Source organism: Hymenobacter psychrophilus, assembly GCF_900107135.1.
Lineage (GTDB): Bacteria > Bacteroidota > Bacteroidia > Cytophagales > Hymenobacteraceae > Hymenobacter > Hymenobacter psychrophilus.
In genome coordinates, this window is record NZ_FNOV01000012.1 from 117509 (window position 1) to 139366 (window position 21858).

Sequence of the window (21858 nt, forward strand, 5' to 3'; positions counted from 1 at the left end):
CATACCTACACCAGCCCCTCGCGCAGCAAATCGTGCAGATGAATGAAGCCGCTGAAGCGGCCCTGCTCGGTTACCAGCAGTTGGGTAATGTTGCGGGCCTGCATCCGGGCCAGGGCCTCCACGGCGAAATCGTCTACATCGACCGTAACGGGGCTGGGCGTGAGGATGTCGCGGGCCCGCACGGCGTCGAGGCGGCCGGCGTGGTCGGTCAGCATGCGGCGCAGGTCGCCGTCGGTGATGATGCCCACCAGCGCACCGCCATCGTCGGCCAGCACAGCGGTGGCGCCGAGGCGCTTGCCCGAAATTTCGAGAATGATGTCGTGCAGCGGGGCCGATTCGGCTACCTGGGGCTGCTGGTTCTGCCGGCTCAGGTCGCCGACCTTTAGGTAGAGTTGCTTGCCCAGCGTGCCGCCGGGGTGCAGGTTGGCAAAGTCGTGGCGCGAGAAGTCGCGGCTTTCCAGCAGGCACACGGCCAGCGCGTCGCCCAGGGCCAGGGCGGCGGTGGTGCTGGTAGTGGGCGCCAGGTTGTGGGGGCAGGCCTCGCGGGTTACTGGCGCGTGCAGAATGAAGTCGGCTTGCTGGGCTAGGTAGGAATCGGCGTTGCTGACCAGCGCGGCCAGCGGCACGCCCTTGCGCTTGAGCAGCGGCACGAGCACCTTTATTTCGGGCGTGTCGCCCGATTTGCTGATGGCAATGACGAAATCATCGGCCTGAATCATGCCCAGGTCGCCGTGGATGGCGTCGGCGGCGTGCATGAACAGCGCGGGCGTGCCGGTAGAGTTGAAGGTGGCCACCATTTTGCCCGCAATGTGGGCGCTCTTGCCGATGCCCGTGACCACTACGCGGCCGCGGCGGGCCAGAATTGCTTCTACGCATTGTGCAAAATCTGGGCGTTCGTCGAGGGCCGCGGCGACGCCCTGGATGGCTTCTGCTTCGAGCAGAAGCACTTTTTTTGCGATGCGATGGAGTTCGGTTGGCAGTTTCAATCTAAATTTGATAGTGCGGTTCGAAAATCGGGGCCGAAGCGAAGGGGACTATCTGGCCGCGGCCGGCCCCGCCGTTTCGCCTGCCCGGCCTCAAATCCCGGTAAAATCCTTAGATTGAGGAAGCGGCCCGAAGTAGCCGCTTTATCAGTCTATCAACTAAACAAGTGTAGTGCGGATGTCGATGTCAGTGGAAACCCCCGAAGTCCAGCAACCAGCTGATTTGAAGGGCAAGTTAAAGGAAGTTTTCGGCTACGGGCAGTTCCGCGGCGTGCAGGAGGATATTATCAACAACGTAATTGCCGGGCACAATACGTTCGTTATTATGCCCACCGGGGCCGGTAAAAGCCTGTGCTACCAATTGCCGGCGCTGGTGCTGCCGGGCACGGCTATCGTCATCTCGCCGCTCATCGCCCTGATGAAAAATCAGGTCGACCAGCTCAACGCGTTCGGCGTGAATGCTCAGTTTCTGAACTCGACGCTGAGCAAATCGGAGATGAACCGGGTGAAGCGCGACGTGATTAGCGGCGAGGTGCGGCTGCTGTATGTAGCCCCCGAAAGCCTGACCAAAGACGAAACCATCGAGTTTCTCAATAAAGCGACCATCAGCTTCGTGGCCATTGATGAGGCCCACTGCATTTCGGAGTGGGGCCACGATTTCCGGCCCGAGTACCGCAAAATCCGTGGCATTATCGACAACCTGGGTTCCGGCGTGCCCATTATTGCCCTCACGGCCACGGCCACGCCCAAAGTGCAGCAGGACATCCAGAAGAACCTTCAGATGGATGATGCCTCGGTGTTCAAGACGAGCTTCAACCGCACCAACCTGTACTATGAGGTGCGGCCCAAGCACAACACCAAGAAGCAGCTCATCCAGTACGTGAAGCAGCACAAGGACCAGGCGGGCATTGTGTATTGCCTGAGCCGCAAGAAGGTGGAGGAAATTGCCGAGTTGCTGCGCGTAAACGATGTGCGCGCCCGCCCCTACCACGCCGGCCTCGACCCGCACGTGCGCATGGCCAATCAGGACGCATTTCTGCACGAAGAGTGCGACGTGATTGTGGCCACCATCGCCTTCGGCATGGGCATCGACAAGCCCGACGTGCGCTTCGTGATTCATTACGACACCCCCAAAAGCATCGAGGGCTACTACCAGGAAACCGGCCGCGGCGGCCGCGACGGCATGGATGGCGACTGCCTGATGTTCTACAGCTACGACGACATCGTGAAGCTGGAGAAGTTCAACAAGGACAAGCCCGTAACCGAGCGCGACAACGGCAAGCAGCTGCTGCAGGAAATGGCCAACTACGCCGATTCGGCCGTTTGTCGGCGCAAGCAGCTGCTACATTATTTCGGCGAGGTGTACGCCACCGACTGCGGCTTCTGCGACAACTGCCGCCACCCGCGCGAGCGGTTTGAGGCGCGCGATGAGGTGCTACTGGCCCTGAAGGCGGTAGTGCAGACCAACGAGCGGTTCGGCCTCGACCACATCGGCACGGTGCTCATGGGTATGTCGAACCCGCACGTCATCAGCTATGCCCACAACCAGCTGCCGATTTATGGCCAGGGCAAGGCCCACGATGCGCAGTTTTGGCACTCGTTGCTGCGGCAGAGCATGCTTAGTGGACTGCTGGCCAAGGATGTGGAAAATTTTGGCGTAATTCGGATTACCCAGAAAGGGCTGGATTTCATCGAAAACCCGCATTCTATGAAGCTCACCAAAGACCACAACTACGACGAGGAAGTGAAGGAGGAGCAGCAGCAGGAAGACGTGCAGCTGGCTGCTGGCCACGACGAGGCGCTGTTCGACATGCTGAAGGCGCTGCGCAAGAAGGTAGCCAACCAGAAGAACCTGCCGCCCTACGTGCTGTTCCAGGACCCTTCGCTGAAGGAAATGGCCACCACCTTCCCTACCAGGCAGGAGGAGTTGGCCCACGTATCGGGCGTGGGGCAGGGCAAGGCCCAGAAATTCGGGGAGCCCTTCCTCACGCTCATCAAGCAGTACGTGGAGGACAACGACATCACGACGGCCGCCGATGTGGTGGTGAAATCGGCCGTCAACAAGTCGAAAATCAAGATTTACATCATCCAGCAGATCGACAAGAAGATGGACCTGGAGGAAATTGCCTCTTCCAAGGGCCTCGACATGCGCGAGCTGATGGAGGAAATTGAGCACATCTGCTACTCCGGTACCAAGCTCAACTTGGGCTATTACATCAACGGCGTGCTCGACCAGAGCCGCCAGGAGGACATCTACGACTATTTCATGTCGGCCAGCACCGACAACATTGCCGTGGCCCTGAAAGAACTAGGCACCGACGACTACACCGAGGAGGATCTGCGCCTGATGCGGATCAAGTTTCTGAGCGAAGTAGCGAATTAATGTCTGAGCTGACAGCTGTTAGCTTGACGTTCAGATGCTGGTAATCAAGCAAAAGCTAAGGGCCTTACTCCAGTGGAGTAAGGCCCTTAGCTTTTGCTTGATTACCGCTTCGCGTTGCCGTTCTAGTCCTCCATCGTCCGCTTCACGAAGTTGGGGCGGCGGGTGGTTTTGAGGTTGATGCGGTAGATATACTCGCCCACAATACCCAGCCCTAGCATAATGAGGCCTACGCCAAAGCCGATGGAGATAATGAGCGAGGGGAAGCCGAGCAGGTAATCGTTGTAGAGCAGCTTACGTCCCAGCACGTAGGCCGAGTAGGCGCTGGTAACCAGAAATACAAGCACCGAAAGCGCCGTGAGCAGGCGGATGGGCAGGTTGGAGAAGGTGACGAAGATGTTGAGTGAATAGGCCAGCAACTTGCCCAACGTGTAGCCACTACGGCCCGCCGCCCGCGGCTGGTGCGTTATCGGCACGCTGGCCACGTGGGTCGTCAGCCAGGTCAGGTAGCCGTCGAGGAAGGTGTGGGAATTGCGCATGTCGAGGCAGGCGCGGGCAATATCGGCCTTCAGCAGCCGGAAGGCCGAGAAGTGCGGATGCAGGTCGGGGATGCCGGCCCGCAGCAGTTGGCGCATGGCCCGCGAGGCAAAGTTGCGGAAGGGCGAATGCCGCAACTCCTGCGGCACGCCGTACACCACATCAAAGTTACCTTGTTGCTGCCGGGCAATCAGCTGCTCAATATCGGCGGGGCGGTGCTGTAAATCTTCATCCAGCGTGATGATAAAGCGCCCCTGCGCCTCGCCAAAGCCGCACAGCAAAGCATTGTGTTGCCCAAAATTGCGCGTCAGGTGCACCGCCCGTACCAGCGCCGGCCCGTACTGCGCCTGCAATGCCCGGATAACGGCCCAGGAGCCCTCGGGCCCGCAGTCGTAGACGAAAATGATTTCGAACGAGCGGTTGGTGCCGATAAAAAAAGCGTGGAGCTGTGCCGTGAGAGTCACCAGCGTATCCTGGCCCTGGTACACGGGCACCACCACCGAGTAGTCGAGCATAAGGGCGAAGTTAACGACTGGTAATTATCAGCCCGGTTTGGGGGTGCGTATGGCGCCGACTACAGTGAAAACAACAAAGCCCGTAGCGGGCGGCCACGGGCTTTATTGCGGATATTTTGCACTCAGGTTAGTTGGCTCTGCTCCTAAGCACGAGGCATTGAAACCTAGCAGTACTCTTCGAAAGCGCCCTGCAGGTTATTCACAATGCGCATCAGGTCGTTGCCTTCGATGTGGTAGCGCTCAATCATGTGCACCAGCTCGCCATCTTTGAACAGGGCGATGCAGGGGCTGCTGGGCGGGTAGGGCAGCATGTGCTGGCGGGCCTGGGCCACGGCTTCCGACTCCATACCGGCAAACACGGTAACCAGCTTGGCGGGCTTCTTATCGGAGCTGGAAACGGCCATTTTGAGAGCCGGACGGGCTTTAGCAGCGGCGCAGCCACACACCGAGTTCACGGCAACCAGTACGGTGCCGCTGTCGGCCGACAGGGCGTTATCAACTTCTTCGGGGGTCATGAGCTGCTCGAAGCCGGCCTCGGTGAGGTCCTGGCGGATGGGCGCAACCATGTATTCTGGATAGGTGGCCATAGGTGAAAGCTAGGCGTTAGAAAATGTACTTCTCGGCGGACACGTTGTCCGGCGGCGACGTAAAATTACGCAACTACTGCTGCACGGCCGTCGCCGGTAGCTAAAACCCCGGCCGGTCCGCAGAAGTTTACTATCCGATACCTTTCTGTATCGCTCAACTCGGCCATATGACTTACCAAAACTTCCTCAATTCCCAGACTCAACACGCAGTGCCATCCGGCCTTTCACCCCTGCTCGAAGCCCTCTGGCACGCCGGCCGCGACGAGTGGCACAAGGCCCACGCCATTGCCCAGCAGCACGAAGATGCCCCGCTTTTCGATTGGCTCCACGCGTTTCTGCACCGCCAGCAGGGTGATTTTAATAATGCGGCCTACTGGTACCGCCGTGCCGGCCGCGCTGAGTTTGATGGCTCGCTGCGCCACGAATGGCAGGAAATAGTAAAAACCCAGCTGCCTGCCTGAGTGGGCTGCTACCGTATTTCAGCCCACTCCAACTTTTACAGCACTATTACATCTTGATAAAAATCAATATCCAAGTAATTAAGCCGCCTCATTAGCCATATTCAGCAGAAAAAATTACATTTATCCCACGCTTTTGAAATCGGCGGGATACGATGCGGAAAATTTCTGTTTTACTACTGGGTTTGCTGTTGAGCGCGGCTGCAGCCCGGGCCCAGGTGGATAGCGTAAGAGCCTCTACCCTGCCGCCCGACCAGCAGGCTGAGCGACTCTACAACAGCGGGCTGGCCAAGTTCAAGCAGCAAAGCTACCGCGCCGCCGTACTCGATTTCGACAAGGCCCTGGCCGTGAAGCCCGATTTTGCCCGCGCCTACACCAACCGCGCCGCCGCCCGCTACGAGCTGAAAGACTACCAACCCGCCGTGCAGGACTACGACCAGGCCATCAAGCTCGAACCCAGCACCTTTGCCCCCTACTTCGGGCGGGCCCGGGCCGAAGAGGCTCTGCAGCAGCCCGCCGAGGCCGAGCGCGACTACGGCCGGGCAGCCGAGCTGCAGGCCGACTACGCCCCGGCCTGGTACTACCGTGGGGCCCTGCGCTTCGAAAAGGCCGATTACGCGGCGGCCAAGACTGATTTCGACGCCGCCATCAAGGCCGACCCCGCTTACGCTTACGCCTGGCACGACCGGGGCAGCGCCCAGCGCCGACTCGGCAACCTGCCCGCCGCCATTCAGGACTACACCCAGGCCCTCACGCTGCAGCCCGAGCTATTGCCGGCCCTGCTGAACCGGGCCGGTACCCGCCGCCGCGCCGCCGACCTGAAAGGCGCTTTGCAGGACTACGACGCGTATCTGGGCAAGAAGCAGGATAATGCGCTGGCCTATACCAACCGCGGCGCCACCCGCTACGAGCAGGCCGACTACAAGGGCGCCATTGAGGATTTTGGGCGGGCCGTAGCCCTCGATGCCGGCTACGCCTTTGCCTGGAACAACCGCGCCGCCGCCTACCTCAAGCTCGAAGACTACAAAAAAGCGGAAGCCGACGCCACCAAGGCCCTCAGCCTGAACAAGGACTACGCCGATGCCTACCTCAACCGGGGCCACGCCCGCGAAATGCTCCGCCAGCCCGATGCCGCCTGCCAGGACTGGCGTCGCGCCGCCGAGCTGGGCCTGGAGGTAGGCAGCACGCACGCTGCCAACTCGGGCTGCCCCTAGCAGCGCGCGCCGCTGCTTTGCCCCAGCCGGGGCCTCATCTATTTTCAACCGGGGGCGCAGCCACGCTACGCCCTTCTGCTGCTTCTTATGCACAAGTACCTGCTCACTTTTCTGCTGCTCACGGCCTGCGCCACGGCTTCGGCCCAGAGTGTGGAGTTCAGCAAAGACCGGTTCGGCAACGACAAGGACGGCCTGAAGGCGGCCCAGAAAGACCTGAAGGCCGGCGACGCGTTTTACGATTCGGACCCGGCGCGCTACGAGCAGGCGCTGATGTTCTACCTCAAAGCCCAGCAATTCAACCCCAACAACGACCAGCTCAACCTTAAAATAGGCGACTGTTACCTGCATTCGGGCTTTAAGCCGCGGGCGCTGGAGTACCTGCAGCGCGCCTACCAACTCAACCCCGATGTGAGCCCGCGCATTCATTACCTGCTGGGCCGGGGCCTGCACCTGAATGCCAAATGGGACGCGGCCATTGCCGAGTACAAGCGGGCTGTTCCGGCCAGCGGCACCAAAAATACGGGCGGGCTGGTACTCGATATTCAAAAGAAAATAAAGGAGTGCGAAAACGGCCGCCGGCTGGCCGCCAAACCCACCCGCGTGTTTATTGATAACGCCGGACCAGGCGTAAACTCGCCCTACCCCGACTACGGCCCCGTTATCACGGCCGACGAGTCGGTTATCCTGTTCACCTCGCGCCGCGAGGGCTCAACGGGCGGCAAAACCGACCCCGAGCTGGGCGGCTATTTCGAGGATATTTACCAGAGCACCCGCGAGGGCAAGGATGGCTGGAGCGCGGCCCGCAACTTGGGCGAGACCCTTAACACCGACGGCCACGACGCCACCGTGGGGCTCGCCCCCGACGGCCAGCGGCTGCTGGTATACCTCGAAGACAACGGCGGCGACCTGAACCAGGCCGAGCTGCGCGGCACCGAGTGGCGCAAGCCCCAAAAGCTGGGCTCGCGCATCAACTCCAAGGCCCACGAGTCGTCGGCCTCCTACACGCCCGACGGTCGCAACCTGTTTTTTGTAAGCGATAAAGAGGGCGGCCTGGGCTCGCGCGACATCTACCGCATCGAACTAGAGGGCCGCGGGCCGGCTCAGAACCTGGGCCCGGTCATCAACACGCAGTACGGCGAGGAAGGCGTGTTTCTGCACCCCGACGGCAAAACCATGTACTTCAGCTCGGAGGGCCACGACGCTATGGGTGGCTACGACATCTTTAAATCGGTGCTGGAGAACGGCAAGTGGAGCAAGCCCGAGAACCTGGGCTGGCCCATCAACACACCCGACGACGACGTGTTTTTCGTGATTTCCGCCTCGGGCCGGCACGGCTACTACTCCTCGGTGCGCGAAGACGGATTGGGCGGCAAAGACATCTACCAGATTACGTTTCTGGGGGCCGAAAAACCGCCCGTGCTCAGCCAAGAAGACCAGCTGCTGGCCAGCCGGGTGCAGCCGGTGAAGGAAACGCTGCTGGCCCCGCCGGTGGCCATTGTGGCGGCCCAGGTAACCATTCTCAAGGGCGTAGTGAGCGAAGAAGCCAGCCGCCAGCCCCTGGAAGCCACCATCGACGTTATCGACAACTCGCTCAATCAGGTCATTGCCTCGTTTCAGTCGAACGAGAAGTCGGGGCGCTACCTGGTGTCGTTGCCTTCGGGCGTGAACTACGGCATTGTAGTGCGCAAGGATGGCTACCTGTTCCACTCCGAGAACTTCGATTTGCCGGCCGGTGCAGCCTACTCGGAAGTCGTAAAGGACATTGCCCTCAAGAAGCTCGACCTGGGCGTGAAGGTGGTGCTCAACAACATTTTCTTCGATTTCGACAAGGCGACGCTGCGCAAGGAAAGCACCGGCGAGCTGGAGCGCCTGCTCAAGCTGCTGACCGAAACGCCCGCCCTGCGCCTCGAAATTTCGGGCCACACCGACAACGTGGGCGCCGATGCCTACAACAAGGACCTCTCGCAGCGCCGTGCCAAAGCCGTGGTCGATTACCTCGTGGGCAAGGGCGTGGAGAAGGGTCGCCTGACCTTCGCCGGCTACGGCGACACCCAGCCCGTGGCCCCCAACACCACCAAAGCCAACCGCCAGCTCAACCGCCGCACCGAGTTCAAGGTGACGGGCAAGTAAACGCCTGCCGGCCCTGTTTCGCCGAGAAAAGGTGGTGGCTGAACGCCGAAGCCGCCAGCGGGCCGCCACTGCATGTATCTTGCCTGCCTGATGCGCCGCCTGCTCGTTTTTCTCCTGCTACTCACCCAATTTGCCGCCGCCCAGCGCCTGCCGGCCCGGCAGGCGCTCAAGCAGTTCGGAGCGGCCGAGGGGCTGCCACAGCCGTTTATCTATGCGCTGGTGCAAGACCGGGCCGGCTACCTCTGGCTGGGCACGGCCGAAGGGCTGGTGCGCTTCGACGGCACCACGTTCCGCACCTTTACCACCCGCGAAGGGCTGGCCGAGGACTTTGTAACCCAACTGAGCCTGGCCCCGGGCACCGGCCGGCTGGCCGTGCAGCATTTTCAGGGCGGGCTTTCTGTTGAACAGGGCACCGGCTTCCGCCCAGCCACGGCCACCGAAACCGGCTTACGGGCCACCAAGGGCCTGCCGCCCCCCGACACCGCCCGCCTCGGCCAGCTGCGCCGCCGCTACCAGCTGGCCCTGCCCCCCGACCTGGTATTGACCGATGTGCTGCGCGACGCGGAAGGCAGCTACTTGCTGGCGACGGCCGGGCAGGGCCTGTGGCGGCTCACCGACCCGCACGTTTCGCTGCTGCCTTTACCCGGTCTGGTTTCGCTGGTCGGGCGTGGGTCGGGGCTGCTGGCCACCACCCGCGCCGGGCAGGTGCTGCGGCTGGCGCCCGCGCCCGATGGCAGCATCAGCCCGCAGCCGTTGCCGCCCGGCCCCGGCGCCCCGGTAGCGCCCGATGGCGCAGGCTGGGCCGTGGCCGGAACCGAAGCGGCGGCCGCGTGGCAGTCGAAACTACGGCTGCTGCTCAATGCCAAAACCGAAGCGAACCGGCTCGCGCTGGAGCAGCTGCCGGCCGGGCTGACCGTAACGGCGCTGGCCCAGGATGCGGCCGGTGGGCTGTGGGTGGGCACCGTAGGCGAAGGGGCTTTTTATCTGCACCAGGGCCAACTCCGCCACTACACCACCGCCACCGGCCTGCTCCACAACGACATTTACGCCATCCTGCCCGACCGGCAGGGCCGGGTGTGGTTCGCCACGCACGGCACCGGGTTGGCCGTATTTGAAGCCGGTACATTCCGGGTGTACCGCGTGCTGGCCGGCGGCATTGAGGCTTCGGCCCTCTGCCAGGATGCCGCCGGCCGGGTGTGGATTGGCACCGAGGGCGACGGGCTGTTCGCCTTTGAAAACGGCCATTTTCGGCAGTTCACTGCCCGCAACAGCGGGCTGGCCAGCAACTACTGCTACGGGCTGCTGCCCACGCCTGCCGGCCTGGTGGTGCAGCACGCCGAAGCCCTGAGTCTGGGCCGGGGGACGGGTTTTAGTCCGCTCACTGCACCCGGCAACCCGCTGGTGCGGCAGCTGCTGCCCAACGCCGCCGGGCTGCTGGCCGGCCCCGCCCCGGCCGTGCTGCTGGCTAGTCGGGCCGGCTTGCTGCGCGTGGGGCTGCCCAGGCTGCCGGCCCCGGCTCGGCCGCGGGTGTCGCTGGTGGCGGTGGAGGTGAACGGAACCTCGCGCCGGCCCGGCTCGCTGGCCGAACTGCCGGTGGGGCCGCACCATCTCACCTGGTTTTTCCGCACCGCCAGCCTGGCCCCGGCCGGCACCTGGCAGTACCAGTACCGGCTGCGCGGCTACCAGCCCACCTGGAGCCGTGCCAGCGGCTTTACCGAGGCCGATTTTCCCCGCCTCGGCCCCGGCAGCTACACCTTCGAGGTGCGCGCCCGCCGCGGTTCCGAAGGCCCCTGGGGGCCCGCCACCACAGCCCGGTTCGGAGTCGCCACGCCCTTCTGGCAAACCGGCTGGTTTGCGCTGCTGAGTGTGGCGGCGGTGGTGGGCGGCATCTGGGGGCTGCTGAGGATACGTACCGCCGCGCTGCGCCACCAGAAGCTGCAGCTCGAAACCACGGTGCAGGAGCGCACCACCGAGCTGCGCCGCCAGAAGGAAGCCACCGAGCTGGTAAACGCCGATTTGCTGGTGGCCCGCGACGCGGCCGAGGCCTCGCAGCGGGCCAAGGCGCAGTTTCTGGCCAACATGAGCCACGAAATCCGCACGCCGCTCAACGCCGTTATCGGCCTCACGCACCTGCTGCGCGGCACCCGCGTCGATGCCGGGCAGCAGGAGTACCTGGAGGCCATTCAGTCGTCGTCGCAGAACCTGCTGGTTATTCTCAACGACATCCTCGACTCCTCGAAGATGGAAGCCGGCAAGCTCACGCTGGAGCAGGTGCCGTTCCGGCTGCCCGCGCTGCTGGCGCGGGTGCAGGCCATGTTCCGCTTCGCCCTCGATGCCAAAGGCCTGTACCTGCGCACCGAAACCGGCCCCCAGGTGCCCACGGCCATTACCGGCGACCCGGTGCGCCTGCAGCAGGTGCTGGTGAACCTGGTGGGCAACGCGCTCAAATTCACGGCCCACGGCGGCATCACGCTGCTGCTCGAAACCGGTCCGGCTGCCGACGCGCCCGACGAGCAGGTGCTGCGGTTTGGAGTGCGCGATACGGGCATCGGCATTGCGCCCGAGCAGCAGGAAGCTATTTTCGAGGATTTCTCGCAGGCCAACACCAGCACCACCCGCCAGTACGGCGGCACCGGGCTGGGCCTGAGCATCGCCCGCAACCTGGTGCGGCTGCACGGCGGGCAGCTGTGGGTGGAAAGCGCCGAGGGCCAGGGCAGCACCTTCTGGTTTGAAATTCCGGCCCGGCCGGCCGATGTGGCCGCCATCCTGCCCGAGGCCGCGGCCGTGCTGCCGCCCTTCGAGCCCCCGCTGCGAGTGCTGGTGGCCGAAGACAACCTGCTCAACCAGCTCGTGGCCCGCCGCACCCTCGAAGCCTGGAACGTGCGGGTGACGGTGGCCGACAACGGCCGGCTGGCCGTGGAAGCCGCCCGCCAGCAGCCCTTCGACGCCGTGCTGCTCGATGTGCAGATGCCCGAAATGGACGGCTACGAGGCCGCCCGCCAACTGCGCCAGCTGTTTCCCGACCCGGCCCGCCTGCCGCTCATCGGCCTCACGGCCTCGGCCCTGCCCGAAGACCGGGTGCTGGCCCTGGCCGCCGGCATGAACGACACGCTGGCCAAGCCCTTCGACCCGGCCGTGCTCTACGCCCGCCTCGCCTACTACACCGGCCGCACTCCCGCCGTTGAGGCCGCCACTGAGCCCGCCACTGAGCCCGCCACTGAGCCCGCCGCGCCGGCCGGACTTCTCTGGCCCACCGAAGCAACCGCCCCCGAACCACCCGACTGGACGCTGCTGGAGGAGCTGGCCGGGGGCAGCGCGGCTTTTGTGGGCCAGATTGTGCGCACCTTCCTGGCGCAGGTTCCGCCGCTGGCCCGGCAGCTGCCCCAGCTGCCGGGGCCGGCGCTGGCCGAGGCGGCGCACAAGCTGCGGGGCCAGGCGGCGTATTTTGGTCTGCCGCAGCTTTGCCAGCTGCTGGAACAGGTGGAGGCCGCGGCCCGCCAGGTGCCCCCGTCCCCGGCTCTGCCTGCTCAACTAGCCGAAATAGAGCGCCGCCTGCAGGCCCTGTACCCGCTGCTGGAGCAGCGGCGGGCAACCTGAGCCGTTGATGGAATTCTGCGAAGAAAGACTGTAGCTTTGCAGGCATGGCCGAAAACCCCGATTCCCTCCGCTGCCTGGTAGTCGACGACGACCCGCTGGCTGTGCAGATTGTTGAAAACTGCCTGGCTAACACGCCCTTCCTGACGCACGCCGGCAGCTGCACCAGCGCCCTGGCGGCGGCCGAAGTGCTACGCGAGCAACCCGTCGACTTGCTGTTTCTCGATGTGGAGATGCCCCTGATGTCGGGCCTCGACCTGCTGCGCACGCTCCGGCACCCGCCGCTGGTCGTGCTCATCACCAGCAACAAGGGCTACGCTGTGGAAGCCTTCGAGTACGCCGTGCTCGATTACCTGGTAAAGCCCATCAGCTACGCCCGCTTTCTGCAGGCGGCCCAGCAGGCCCGCGAGGCGCTGGCGGGCCGCATTCAGCCGGCCGCGGCCGATGCGGCCTTCACTTTTGTAAAGGTGGACAGCAAGCTAGTGAAGGTGCAATTCGACGAGGTGCTGTTCGTGGAAGCCCTGGGCGACTACGTGCACATCGTGACCAAGCGCAGCAAGCTCATCGTGTACAGCACGCTACGGGCCATTGAGGAGAAATTTCCGGCGGCATTGTTTGTGCGGGTGCACCGCTCGTTTATTGTGAGCATCCGCCAGATCCAGACCATCGAAGACAACTCCATTCTGCTGGCCGATAAGCTTGTGCCCATCGGCCAGACCTATCATAAAGAGGTTTTCCAGCGCCTGAACCGGTTTTAGCAGTCTTTTTCGGTTAACTCCTTCTTTTCTTATCCTCCTTTCGCTCGCTACTGTGCTGCTTCGCGTATTCTGCCCCGGGCGCCTGCTGCTACTGCTGCCACTACTACTGCTACCACTGTTGCTGTTGCTGCCAGCCCGGTCAGTGATGGCTCAGAACGCCGGCGACACAACCAGCGTAGCCTGCCCGCCGCCACGCGTGCCCCGGCTGTGCGTGGAGCTCGACGCCCGCCAGGCCGTTGACCCCGCCGCCGGCCCCCTCACTTTCCGCTGGGATATGGGCGACGGCACCCGGCTCACCGGTCCCACCGTGGCCCACTGCTACGCCGAGCGCCGCCGCTACACCGTGCGCCTGGATGTGGTAGACGAAGCCAGCGGCGAAGTGCGGCCGGCCGAAAAGCTACTCGACGTTGATTTCACTCAGCAAATCGTGGTCAACTTCCGGGCCGCCGACACGGTGCGGGTGGGCCAGCCAGTAGCCTTCGATGCCCTCGACTCGCAGCTGCCGGCCTGCGAGAATATGGTGGTTATCTGGGACTTCCGCGACGGAGCCACCAGCACCGGCCCGCGGGCCGAGCACCGCTTCCGCCGGCCCGGCACCTACGCCGTGCGCATGGCGCTGCGCGCCAACGGCCCCGGCGCTTGCCCCGACAGCCACTGCGTAAGCCGCACCGTTGTGGTGCTGCCCTAAGCGCGCCGCCCAACGAGACTTTTGGGCCCTTGGTCGCGGCTTTGCCCGGGCCCGGCCGGAAACGGCTGCCGGGCCCGAATGGGTAGGCTACCTTCGGCCACCCGGCACACTGTCGGCATCCCTCCTGCTTAGTTGCCGCTTATGAAAACCCTATACCTGGCCCTGCTGAACCTGCTGCTGCTGCTGCCCGCCGCGGCCCGCGCCCAGGAAACTGTCCCCGCCCTGCGCGAGCAGGCCACTGCCGCCACGCGCACGCTGGCCGCCTTCGTTTCGCTTGATGATGCCCGCCAACTGCCCGTGCGCCGCCTGGTGCAGTTGCGCCTGAGCCAGGAGGCCGAAGTGCGCACGCAGTATGCCGACGACCCTGCCATGCTCCAGAATAAACTGACGGCCATCGGGCGCGAGTACACCACGCAGTTGAGCACTACCCTCAGCCCCGCCCAGTTCGAGCGGCTGCTGGCCGCTGCCCCTAACACGCTGCCCGCCACCGTGGCCATCGTCCGGCAACCCGGACCCACAACGAGCCCGGTAGCGGTGCCGGCAACGGCGCCAACCGTCGAAAAAGCTCCGGTGGCCCGGCGGCCAGCCACGGCTCCGGCCCGGCCAGCCACCGCCACATCACGCACCAAAGCGCCAGTGCGCCCGGCAACGCCCATCATTGGCACCATCCGGCACTAAGCTAAATGGCTGGCTCGGCTTGCGCGGCCACGAGGGCAATGCCTTCGGCCAGCGAGTGGGGCCGGTAGCCCAGCTCGCGCACTGCTTTGTCAACCACGAAGCCCGTGCGCAACGGCCGGCGGGCCGGCTGCGAAAACGTGGCGGCATCTACCCGGCTGATCAGGCTGGCATCAAGCTGAAAATAATCGGCGACCTGCAGCGCCAGTTGATAGGGCGTGCATAACTCGGCCCCGCTGATGTGATAGATGCCGGTAGCATTGTGGTGGGCTACCAGCCAGCAGCCCTGGGCCAGGTCTTCGGCCAGCGTGGGGGTACGCAGCTGGTCATCGACCACTTTTATGGGCCGGCCGGCCAGTAGCGCGTCGCGCACCCACAGCACCAGGTTGGTGCGGCCGTAGTCGTGGGCCACGCCGTACACGAGTACTGTGCGCACAATGGCCCAGGGGCCGCGGCTGTGCTGCACCAACTGCTCGGCGGCCAGTTTGCTTTCGCCATAGAAATTCACTGGCCCCGGCGCGGCCTCCTCGGCCAGCGGCCCGGCTTCGCCGCTGAAGATAAAATCGGTGCTCAGGTGTACCAGTCGCACCTGGTGCTGCTCGCAGGCGGCTACCAGATGCGCCACCGCCGTCACGTTCTGGTCCCAGCAGGCGTCCTGGTTCAACTCGCACTCATCCACATTGGTCAGGGCCGCGGTATGGATGAGGTGGGTGGGCTTTTCGGCTTCCATTACCCGCGCCACCTGGGCGCCGTCGGTTACGTCGAGCGGCACGAAGCGCACCTCCGGATACAGCTCCGCCAGCTTGTTGGGGCCGCGCGAAGTAGCCACCAGCGCCACGCCTGGCTGCCGACTCAGCAGCGCCACCAGTTTCTGCCCCAGCAAGCCGTTGGAGCCGGTAACGAGGATTTTCATTGGCGAGAAATGGGAGGTAATGGGAACGTCATTCACTCCTCAATACTGATACCCGAAACCCTTGGCAATCTTCTTCTTCTTCAACTTCTCCACTTTCACCGTCATCTTAAGGTCGGTGAGGGGGCGGTTGGCCTGGCCGGTGGGCTGCTGGGCAATTTTGTCTACCACTTCCTGGCCGCTGATAACCTGCCCGAACACGGTATACTGGCCGTTGAGGTGGGGCGTGCCCGTAGGGTTTTGCACGATATAGAACTGCGAGGCGCTGCTACGGCGCTCGGGGTTCACAAAGTCGGCGGAGCGGGCGGCGGCTACGGCCCCGCGCCTGTGGGTCAGTTCGGGGCGGATTTCGGCCGGTAGCGTCTGCTCATCAGCCGAACCCTGGCCGTCGTTGGTGGGGTCAGCGTCTTTCGAGTTCGGGTCGCCGCCCTGAATCATGAAGTTGAGGATGACGCGGTGAAACGTGGTGCCGTCGTAGAAACCACTGCGGGCCAGCTTCAGAAAATTCGCCCGGTGCACCGGCGTCAGTTCGAACAGCACCAGCCGGATGTCGCCTAGCGAAGTACTGATAGTCACGAGTTCGTCTTTTTTGCTTTTGCGGGGCTTTTTGGCCGCCTGCACGGCAGGTATGGCCAGCGTCAGCATCAGGCCCAGCAGCAGCGTGCGGCGAAAGAAGTTTTTCATATGGGGTAAGCGGGCAAGAAATATAAAGCGGATTACGGCCCTAATTTACGCGGTTTCTTTGCGGGGCAGTGCAGAAAAGTCTGCTCCGCTCAGCTCGCTCACGACACAACAGCTCACGGTTCGGTCGCCACCGCAGAAGCCAAGGCGTATCAGGCCTTCAGCCGGCCAGGCCGGCAGGTAGTGGGCGAATGGCCAGTATTGTGGCTTGCATACCTAACGGCAGCGTTGGCCGGATCTGGGAACCCAGACATTTGGGCAGCATCCATCAGCGCACTACGGTACAGCCCATTTTGCGTAGGTTGCCGCGTATTTTTGCTTTTTTCTGCTTCGTTATGCGCTCCGTTCCAGCTCCGGCACGTCGTTTCCACTGGTTTCCCGCCCTGCTACTGGCGGCCTACCTCATCGAGTTTGTAGCCTTGGGCCTGCACCCCACCGACCGCACCACCTGGTGGGCCGAAAACGTGCCCATTATGCTGCTGGTGGGCCTGTTGGTGGCGCTTTACCGGCGGGGTGTGCGCTTTTCCAACCTTGCCTACGCCCTGATGAGCGTGCTCGTTTTCCTGCATACCGTGGGCGGGCACTACACCTTCGAGAAAGTACCGTTCGATTGGTTTAACGACCTGTTCGGCTTTCAGCGCAACATGTACGACCGAGTGGCGCACTTCTCGGTGGGCTTCTACGCCTACGCCCTCATCGAGTACACCGATTCGCGCCAGCTCATCCGCAGCCGGGCAATCAGCTACCTCTATCCGCTCTGCGTCATCGGCACGGTGGCCATGAGCTACGAGCTAATCGAGTGGGTGTACGCCGAGCTGGCCGGCGGCGACAGTGGCGCGGCCTTCCTGGGCAGCCAGGGCGACATCTGGGATGCCCAGAAAGATATGCTGGCCGACACCAGCGGAGCCATTTTCGCGCTGGTGCTGTACGCCCTGTTCGGCCGCCGGCGCAGGGATGAATTGGTGAGTGAGTGTGTGAGTGAGTGAGTGAGTGAGCGGTTGCGGCTGTGCCTTTACTCAACATGATACGCATCCACCAACTCACTCGCCCCGGCCCTGCCGGATGTCTTCCAGAATTTCACGGCCGCCACGACCCAGAATGTTTTCGGCTATTTCGGTGCCGAGCTGGGTGGCGGCGGTGGCGGGAGCCGTGCGGATTTCTTCGAGTAGCTGGGCGCCATCGAGGCTGATGAGACCGGCGTGCAGCTGTACGGTCTGGCTATCGGCGGAGAGCGTAGCCAGTGCGAAGCTGGGGATGCTGCAGCCGCCTTCCATGGCGCGCAAATAGGCGCGCTCGGCCCGCAGGCAGACATGGGTGGCGGCGTGGTCGAGCAGGCGATGCAGTTCGGCTTTAAGCAACGGCTCCAAGTTGCGGGCGCACTCTATGGCTACGCTGCCCTGGCCGGTGGCCGGCACGTACCGGGTTTCGGGCAGCACGTGCCGAATCAGACCGTCGTATTCCATGCGGTGCACGCCGGCATAGGCCAGCACGAGGCCGTGGTAATGGCCCTCTTCGAGCTTGCGCAGGCGGGTTTGCAGGTTGCCGCGTACGTCGGCGGCGGTGGCGTGGGGCAGAAACCGGCGCAGCATGGCCCGGCGACGGGTGCTGCTGGTCCCCAGCACGAGGTCGGGCCGGTTCAGATCGAGGTCGGCGTCAAAGCTCAGCACCACGTCGTTCACCTTTTCGCGCTCCATAAAGGCCAGCAGCTCCAAGTCGTCGGGGATGCTGCTCTGCACGTCTTTGGCGCTGTGCACGGCTATGTCGATGTGGCCGGTACGCAGGCCCTGCTCCAGCTCCTCGGTAAACACGCCCTTCGAGCCAATTTTATCCAGGGCCCGGTCCAGCACGATGTCGCCCTTGGTGGTGATGATGACGATTTCCGGCTCCAGCCCGGCGGCCGTCAGCCGGTCGGCTACGTGGTGGGCCTGCCACAAGGCCAGCTTGCTGCCCCGGGTGCCGATGCGAATATGTTTTTTCACTAGGAATTAACGTCAGAAAACAGAAAGCTTGGGGTCTGGAAGCCCGTTCTCAGCCCCTGCCAAAGGTACTGCTCCGGCAATTGAAGAAACGAGCCTATAGTGGTTTTAACACTAGCTATAGCAAATTAGCAAGCCATATTTAGTGCCTCTGAAAGCCAGAAAACGTATTTTCATTACCTATTTCGCTTCAGTTGCGGCGGGCGAAGTAGGGGCGGGGCTTGTCCCCACCCGCCGCTGAACGAAGCCAGTTGAACATCACCAGGCGAACCCGTTTAATGGCGGGCGGGGACAAGCCCCGCCCCTACGACGTCCGCAATCCAGGCAAGCTATCAAATTACGGCCGCAGCAGCTCGGCCAGCCGCAGGGAGGCATCGATAAACACCATGCGCGGATTGGCATTGCGCTCGATGTGGTAGTGGGCCTCGTTGATTTCCTGGGTTAGCGCATCGGCGTTGCGGGGCGTTACAAAGGGACTGAAGCCTTTGATGAAGGCCTGCTCCTGGGCCGGCAGGTGGGGCACCAGCTGCGGGTCGAGGCCGAAGAGCAGCACCTTGCGCAGCAGGGCCAGCGCGTATTGAAAAAACTCCTTCTGGTTTTCGCGGCCCAGCTTCTGAAACTCGTCGCTCTTGCTCAGCATATCGGCCACCTTGTTGCCGTAGCAGGTACGCATCCAGCCCACAAATAGCTCGTAGTAGTCGGGGCCGGCGTCGGCGGTGGCGCTGCCGGCGGCCAGCGCCGCGCCCACGTTGCCGTCGGTGAGTTGGGCCAGTTGCCGGGCTTTGGCCTCGGGCACGTGGTGAGTTTCGTGCAGCCAGGCGGCCAACTCCTCCTCGGCGGGGGCGCGCACCACCACCGGCTGCACCCGGCTGATGATAGTGGGCAGCAGCTGCTCGGGCGCAAAACTCACCAGCAGAAACACGGTGGCCGGCGGCGGCTCTTCCAGCAGCTTGAGCACGGCGTTGGCCGCCGCCGGGTGCATCAGTTCGGGCAGCCAGATAATAACGACTTTGAACCGCGCCTCAAACGCTTTGAGGCTCACCAGCCGCAGCAGCTGCACGCTTTCATCCTTGGAGATGCTGCCCTGCTTGTTCTCGGCTCCGATGTGCTGCATCCAGTCGTTGAGGCCCTGGAAGGGGTTTTCCAGCACGAATGCCCGCCACTCGGCCCCGAACTTGCTGCTCGTAGCGTCCTTAGCCACCGCTTTGGTGGTAGTTACGGGCACGATGAAGTTGAGGTCGGGATGGATGAGCTTGTCGATTTTCTGGCAGCTCGGGCAGGCCCCGCACGAATCCTCGGCCTCGGGCGGGCGGTTCTCGCAGTTCAGAAACGCCGCGTAGGCCAACGCCAGCGCCAGCGCCGCCGAGCCCTCGGCCCCGCGAAACAGCTGGGCATGCGCCACATGGCTGCGCCGCACGCCGCCCAGCAGCATCTGCTTCACCTTTACTAGCCCGGGGATGGTCGAAAAACGCATGAGCTATTCGGGTAATGAATCCAGATGCCAATCGGCGGCACCTCTGTATTTGCGCCAGTCCCAGTAAGCCTCCATAAACCCGTCGTGGAGAAGATTCTGGGCGTTTGAATCGGCAGTGTCAACCAGCTGCACTCCTCGCCAGTGGCCATGCATCGGCTCCGTAGTACCATCTATCAAATTCAGCAGATCAAAAACCACATCAGCAGCGCACCCTGCCAAAACTTTGCGCACAGCAGCGTGTAGCACCAGTTTACCACGAAGCTGCTGAATGGCTTCTGATTCCGCTGAATTCAGTCCTCCGTTCGGAGGGTAAGACAGATCAACCACACGGCCTTCCAGCAAATCGTCGGCATATGCTACAGCGTATTCCTCAATCAACTGGTTGACCGTCAATAAGAAGGTGCTCCTGTGTTCGTCAGAAAGTTGCATCAGCTTATCGAGCTACTAAGTATCACCAGTCCTGTGGCTTGGCTGGCTTTCAAGTTACTACTCTGTGCCGGCAATTGAGACCGGTGGAACGGCTTTCTCCCACACCCGGTCCTTGGCTGTAGCCTCGTACACGTGGCGCATAATTTCCTGCTCGTCGGCGTTGTAGCTCAGCTGCCGGCGGGCCATTACGCGCTCGGCTACCTCGCCTGCCTTGGGTAGGCGGAAGGTTTCGAAGCCCGCCGGACCGCCCCAGCTGAAGCTCGGGATGAAGGTACGGGGGAAGCCGGCCCCGAAAATGTTGGCCGCCACGCCCACCACCGTGCCCGTGTTGAACATCGTATTGATGCCGCACTTGCTATGGTCGCCCATAATCAGGCCGCAGAAGGTCTGGTGGGTGCTCACGAACCGGCCGGCCGCGTGGCTCCAGATTTTGACGGGGGCGTAGTTGTTTTTGAGGTTGCTCGTGTTGGTATCGGCCCCCAGGTTGCACCATTCGCCGATAATCGAGTTGCCCAGGTAGCCGTCGTGGCCCTTGTTGGAGTAGCCCATGATGATGCTGTTGCCCACCTCGCCGCCCACCTTGCAGTAGGGGCCCACGGTGTTGTCGCCGCGCATTTTGGCGCCGGGGTTGATGTGGCTGCCTTCGCCCAGCGCCAGCGGCCCGCTGATGATGGCGCCCTCATGCACCTGCGAGTTACGGCCCAGGTAAATGGGGCCATTTTCGGCATTGAGAATGGCGGCCCTGATTTTCACGCCCGGCTCGATGAAGATGTTTTCCGGGGCGTACACGATGGTATGCGGGTCGCCCACCGGGGCCGACTCGCGGCCGGCCGTCAGCAGCTCAAAATCGAGGCGGAGTTCGGTGCCGTTGCGCAGAAACAGGTGCCAGAGCTCCTTTATTACGGTAACCGGCTCGGCTACTTCGTGGGTGTTGCGGAAGCCTTCCTGAATCAGTTCGGCCACCTGGGTGGCGTCGGCCAGGTGGGCGGCCACCAGCAGCTCACCATCAAAAAGGGCGCTACCGGGCTCCAGGGCCTGCACCTGCTTGGCCAGCAACTCGTCGGGGCACACGGCACCGTTAATGACCAGGGCCGGCCCCTGCGTTTCGCCGGCTGGAAACTTGGCCTGCAGGTAGCCTTCGGTGAGGTAGCCTACCTGCGCTACGCCGAGGCGGTGCTGCCACTTTTCGGCCAGCGTGAGAATACCGCAGCGCAATGCCGCCACGGGCCGGGTGAAGGTGAGCGGCAGCAGCCGGGGCCGGATATCCGGGTCGTCGAAGAGCAGAACGTGCATGGGGAGTTGTAGGCTTCAAGCCGCAAGCTACAAGCTGCAGGCGGATAGAACAAAGTAGCGCAATGTAGATGTGGCCAAGAGAGCGGAAACAGAAAATCCCGTTGGCGGGTCGGCCAACGGGATTTTCAATAAGAAAAGCTTACAGCCTGTAGCTTGAAGCTTATTCGGTTTCGCTCTGCTGAACCTTCTTGCTGTAACGGGTGCGGAATTTCTCCACGCGACCGGCGGTGTCGATGAACACGTTTTTGCCGGTGTAGAAGGGGTGCGACGCCGAGCTAACTTCCACCTTGATAACGGGGTAAGTCTTGCCGTCTTCCATGGTGATGGTCTCGTTGGAGCTCATCGTGGAGCGGGTCACGAACTTGAAGTCGCTGGAAGTGTCCTGGAATACCACTTCGCGATACTCGGGATGAATGTCTTTTTTCATGGTCGTAGGGCCGTTTGTACCTGAGTGCCTGCCGATTTTGCGGAAGGGACTGCAAAAGTACATGTTAGGTCCGGATTTTAAAAACTACGGGCGTTTTTTTCCTCGGCCTACCCAGACGGCGGCCAGGGCTGGCAGCCGGCACCAGCCAA

Annotated in this window: 19 protein-coding genes; 9 read left to right on the plus strand and 10 right to left on the minus strand. The window is 62.9% G+C overall.

Annotation, left to right across the window (positions count from 1 at the left end):
* Nucleotides 1–5: 5 nt before the first annotated feature.
* Nucleotides 6–986 (minus strand): KpsF/GutQ family sugar-phosphate isomerase, encoded by a 981-nt coding sequence (locus tag BLW21_RS17230; protein WP_394331659.1) that lies wholly within the window; start codon nucleotides 984–986, stop codon nucleotides 6–8.
* 181 nt (nucleotides 987–1167) lie between these two features.
* Here BLW21_RS17230 and recQ point away from each other — a divergent pair, with 181 nt between their 5' ends.
* Nucleotides 1168–3366, plus strand: a complete 2199-nt coding sequence (recQ, locus tag BLW21_RS17235) for a DNA helicase RecQ (protein ID WP_092742444.1) — start codon at nucleotides 1168–1170, stop codon at nucleotides 3364–3366.
* 122 nt (nucleotides 3367–3488) lie between these two features.
* Here recQ and BLW21_RS17240 read toward each other — a convergent pair whose 3' ends face one another.
* Together BLW21_RS17240 and BLW21_RS17245 are read right to left on the minus strand one after the other, a co-directional pair.
* On the minus strand, nucleotides 3489–4415 hold the full coding sequence (locus BLW21_RS17240; RefSeq protein ID WP_092742455.1) for a glycosyltransferase family 2 protein: 927 nt from the start codon (nucleotides 4413–4415) through the stop codon (nucleotides 3489–3491).
* 164 nt (nucleotides 4416–4579) lie between these two features.
* The gene (locus tag BLW21_RS17245; protein ID WP_092742458.1) at nucleotides 4580–5002 is read right to left on the minus strand and encodes a BrxA/BrxB family bacilliredoxin; all 423 of its coding nucleotides are present in this window, start codon (nucleotides 5000–5002) and stop codon (nucleotides 4580–4582) included.
* A 167-nt stretch (nucleotides 5003–5169) separates the two neighbouring features.
* On the opposite strand from BLW21_RS17245, the gene BLW21_RS17250 reads away from it, so the two are divergent.
* The 7 genes from BLW21_RS17250 to BLW21_RS17280 all read left to right on the plus strand — a co-directional run bounded on the left by BLW21_RS17250 (nucleotide 5170) and on the right by BLW21_RS17280 (nucleotide 14522).
* Nucleotides 5170–5463, plus strand: coding sequence for a hypothetical protein (locus tag BLW21_RS17250; protein ID WP_092742461.1), 294 nt, complete (start codon nucleotides 5170–5172; stop codon nucleotides 5461–5463).
* Between the two features lie 215 nt (nucleotides 5464–5678).
* Complete coding sequence (locus tag BLW21_RS17255) at nucleotides 5679–6674, plus strand: tetratricopeptide repeat protein (RefSeq protein ID WP_175471026.1); 996 nt, start codon at nucleotides 5679–5681, stop codon at nucleotides 6672–6674.
* 87 nt (nucleotides 6675–6761) lie between these two features.
* Complete coding sequence (locus tag BLW21_RS17260; protein WP_092742465.1) at nucleotides 6762–8804, plus strand: OmpA family protein; 2043 nt, start codon at nucleotides 6762–6764, stop codon at nucleotides 8802–8804.
* Nucleotides 8805–8894: 90 nt separating this feature from the next.
* Entirely contained in the window at nucleotides 8895–12401 is a 3507-nt protein-coding gene (locus BLW21_RS17265) for a hybrid sensor histidine kinase/response regulator (protein WP_175471027.1), read from the plus strand.
* Nucleotides 12402–12445: 44 nt separating this feature from the next.
* Nucleotides 12446–13156 carry a LytR/AlgR family response regulator transcription factor gene (locus BLW21_RS17270; RefSeq protein WP_092742472.1) on the plus strand — a complete coding sequence of 237 codons (711 nt, stop codon included), beginning with the start codon at nucleotides 12446–12448 and terminating at the stop codon, nucleotides 13154–13156.
* Between the two features lie 145 nt (nucleotides 13157–13301).
* Entirely contained in the window at nucleotides 13302–13844 is a 543-nt protein-coding gene (locus tag BLW21_RS17275; RefSeq protein ID WP_139255286.1) for a PKD domain-containing protein, read from the plus strand.
* Nucleotides 13845–13985: 141 nt separating this feature from the next.
* Nucleotides 13986–14522, plus strand: coding sequence for a hypothetical protein (locus BLW21_RS17280; protein ID WP_092742478.1), 537 nt, complete (start codon nucleotides 13986–13988; stop codon nucleotides 14520–14522).
* 1 nt (nucleotide 14523) lies between these two features.
* Here the strand turns inward: BLW21_RS17280 and BLW21_RS17285 are convergent, their stop codons facing one another.
* Entirely contained in the window at nucleotides 14524–15432 is a 909-nt protein-coding gene (locus BLW21_RS17285; protein WP_092742481.1) for an SDR family oxidoreductase, read from the minus strand.
* A 39-nt stretch (nucleotides 15433–15471) separates the two neighbouring features.
* On the minus strand, nucleotides 15472–16113 hold the full coding sequence (locus tag BLW21_RS17290; protein WP_092742483.1) for a peptidylprolyl isomerase: 642 nt from the start codon (nucleotides 16111–16113) through the stop codon (nucleotides 15472–15474).
* A 332-nt stretch (nucleotides 16114–16445) separates the two neighbouring features.
* On the opposite strand from BLW21_RS17290, the gene BLW21_RS17295 reads away from it, so the two are divergent.
* Entirely contained in the window at nucleotides 16446–17096 is a 651-nt protein-coding gene (locus BLW21_RS17295) for a DUF2238 domain-containing protein (protein WP_092742485.1), read from the plus strand.
* A gap of 54 nt (nucleotides 17097–17150) precedes the next feature.
* Here the strand turns inward: BLW21_RS17295 and hemC are convergent, their stop codons facing one another.
* The 5 genes from hemC to BLW21_RS17320 form a co-directional block, all read right to left on the minus strand.
* Complete coding sequence (gene hemC, locus BLW21_RS17300; protein WP_092742487.1) at nucleotides 17151–18089, minus strand: hydroxymethylbilane synthase; 939 nt, start codon at nucleotides 18087–18089, stop codon at nucleotides 17151–17153.
* Nucleotides 18090–18423: 334 nt separating this feature from the next.
* Nucleotides 18424–19560 (minus strand): DNA polymerase III subunit, encoded by a 1137-nt coding sequence (locus BLW21_RS17305; RefSeq protein WP_092742495.1) that lies wholly within the window; start codon nucleotides 19558–19560, stop codon nucleotides 18424–18426.
* A 3-nt stretch (nucleotides 19561–19563) separates the two neighbouring features.
* The gene (locus BLW21_RS17310; RefSeq protein WP_092742505.1) at nucleotides 19564–19989 is read right to left on the minus strand and encodes a hypothetical protein; all 426 of its coding nucleotides are present in this window, start codon (nucleotides 19987–19989) and stop codon (nucleotides 19564–19566) included.
* A gap of 57 nt (nucleotides 19990–20046) precedes the next feature.
* Nucleotides 20047–21282, minus strand: coding sequence for a GlmU family protein (locus tag BLW21_RS17315; protein ID WP_092742515.1), 1236 nt, complete (start codon nucleotides 21280–21282; stop codon nucleotides 20047–20049).
* Between the two features lie 160 nt (nucleotides 21283–21442).
* Entirely contained in the window at nucleotides 21443–21709 is a 267-nt protein-coding gene (locus tag BLW21_RS17320) for a type B 50S ribosomal protein L31 (RefSeq protein ID WP_092742518.1), read from the minus strand.
* Between the last annotated feature and the right edge of the window lie 149 nt (nucleotides 21710–21858).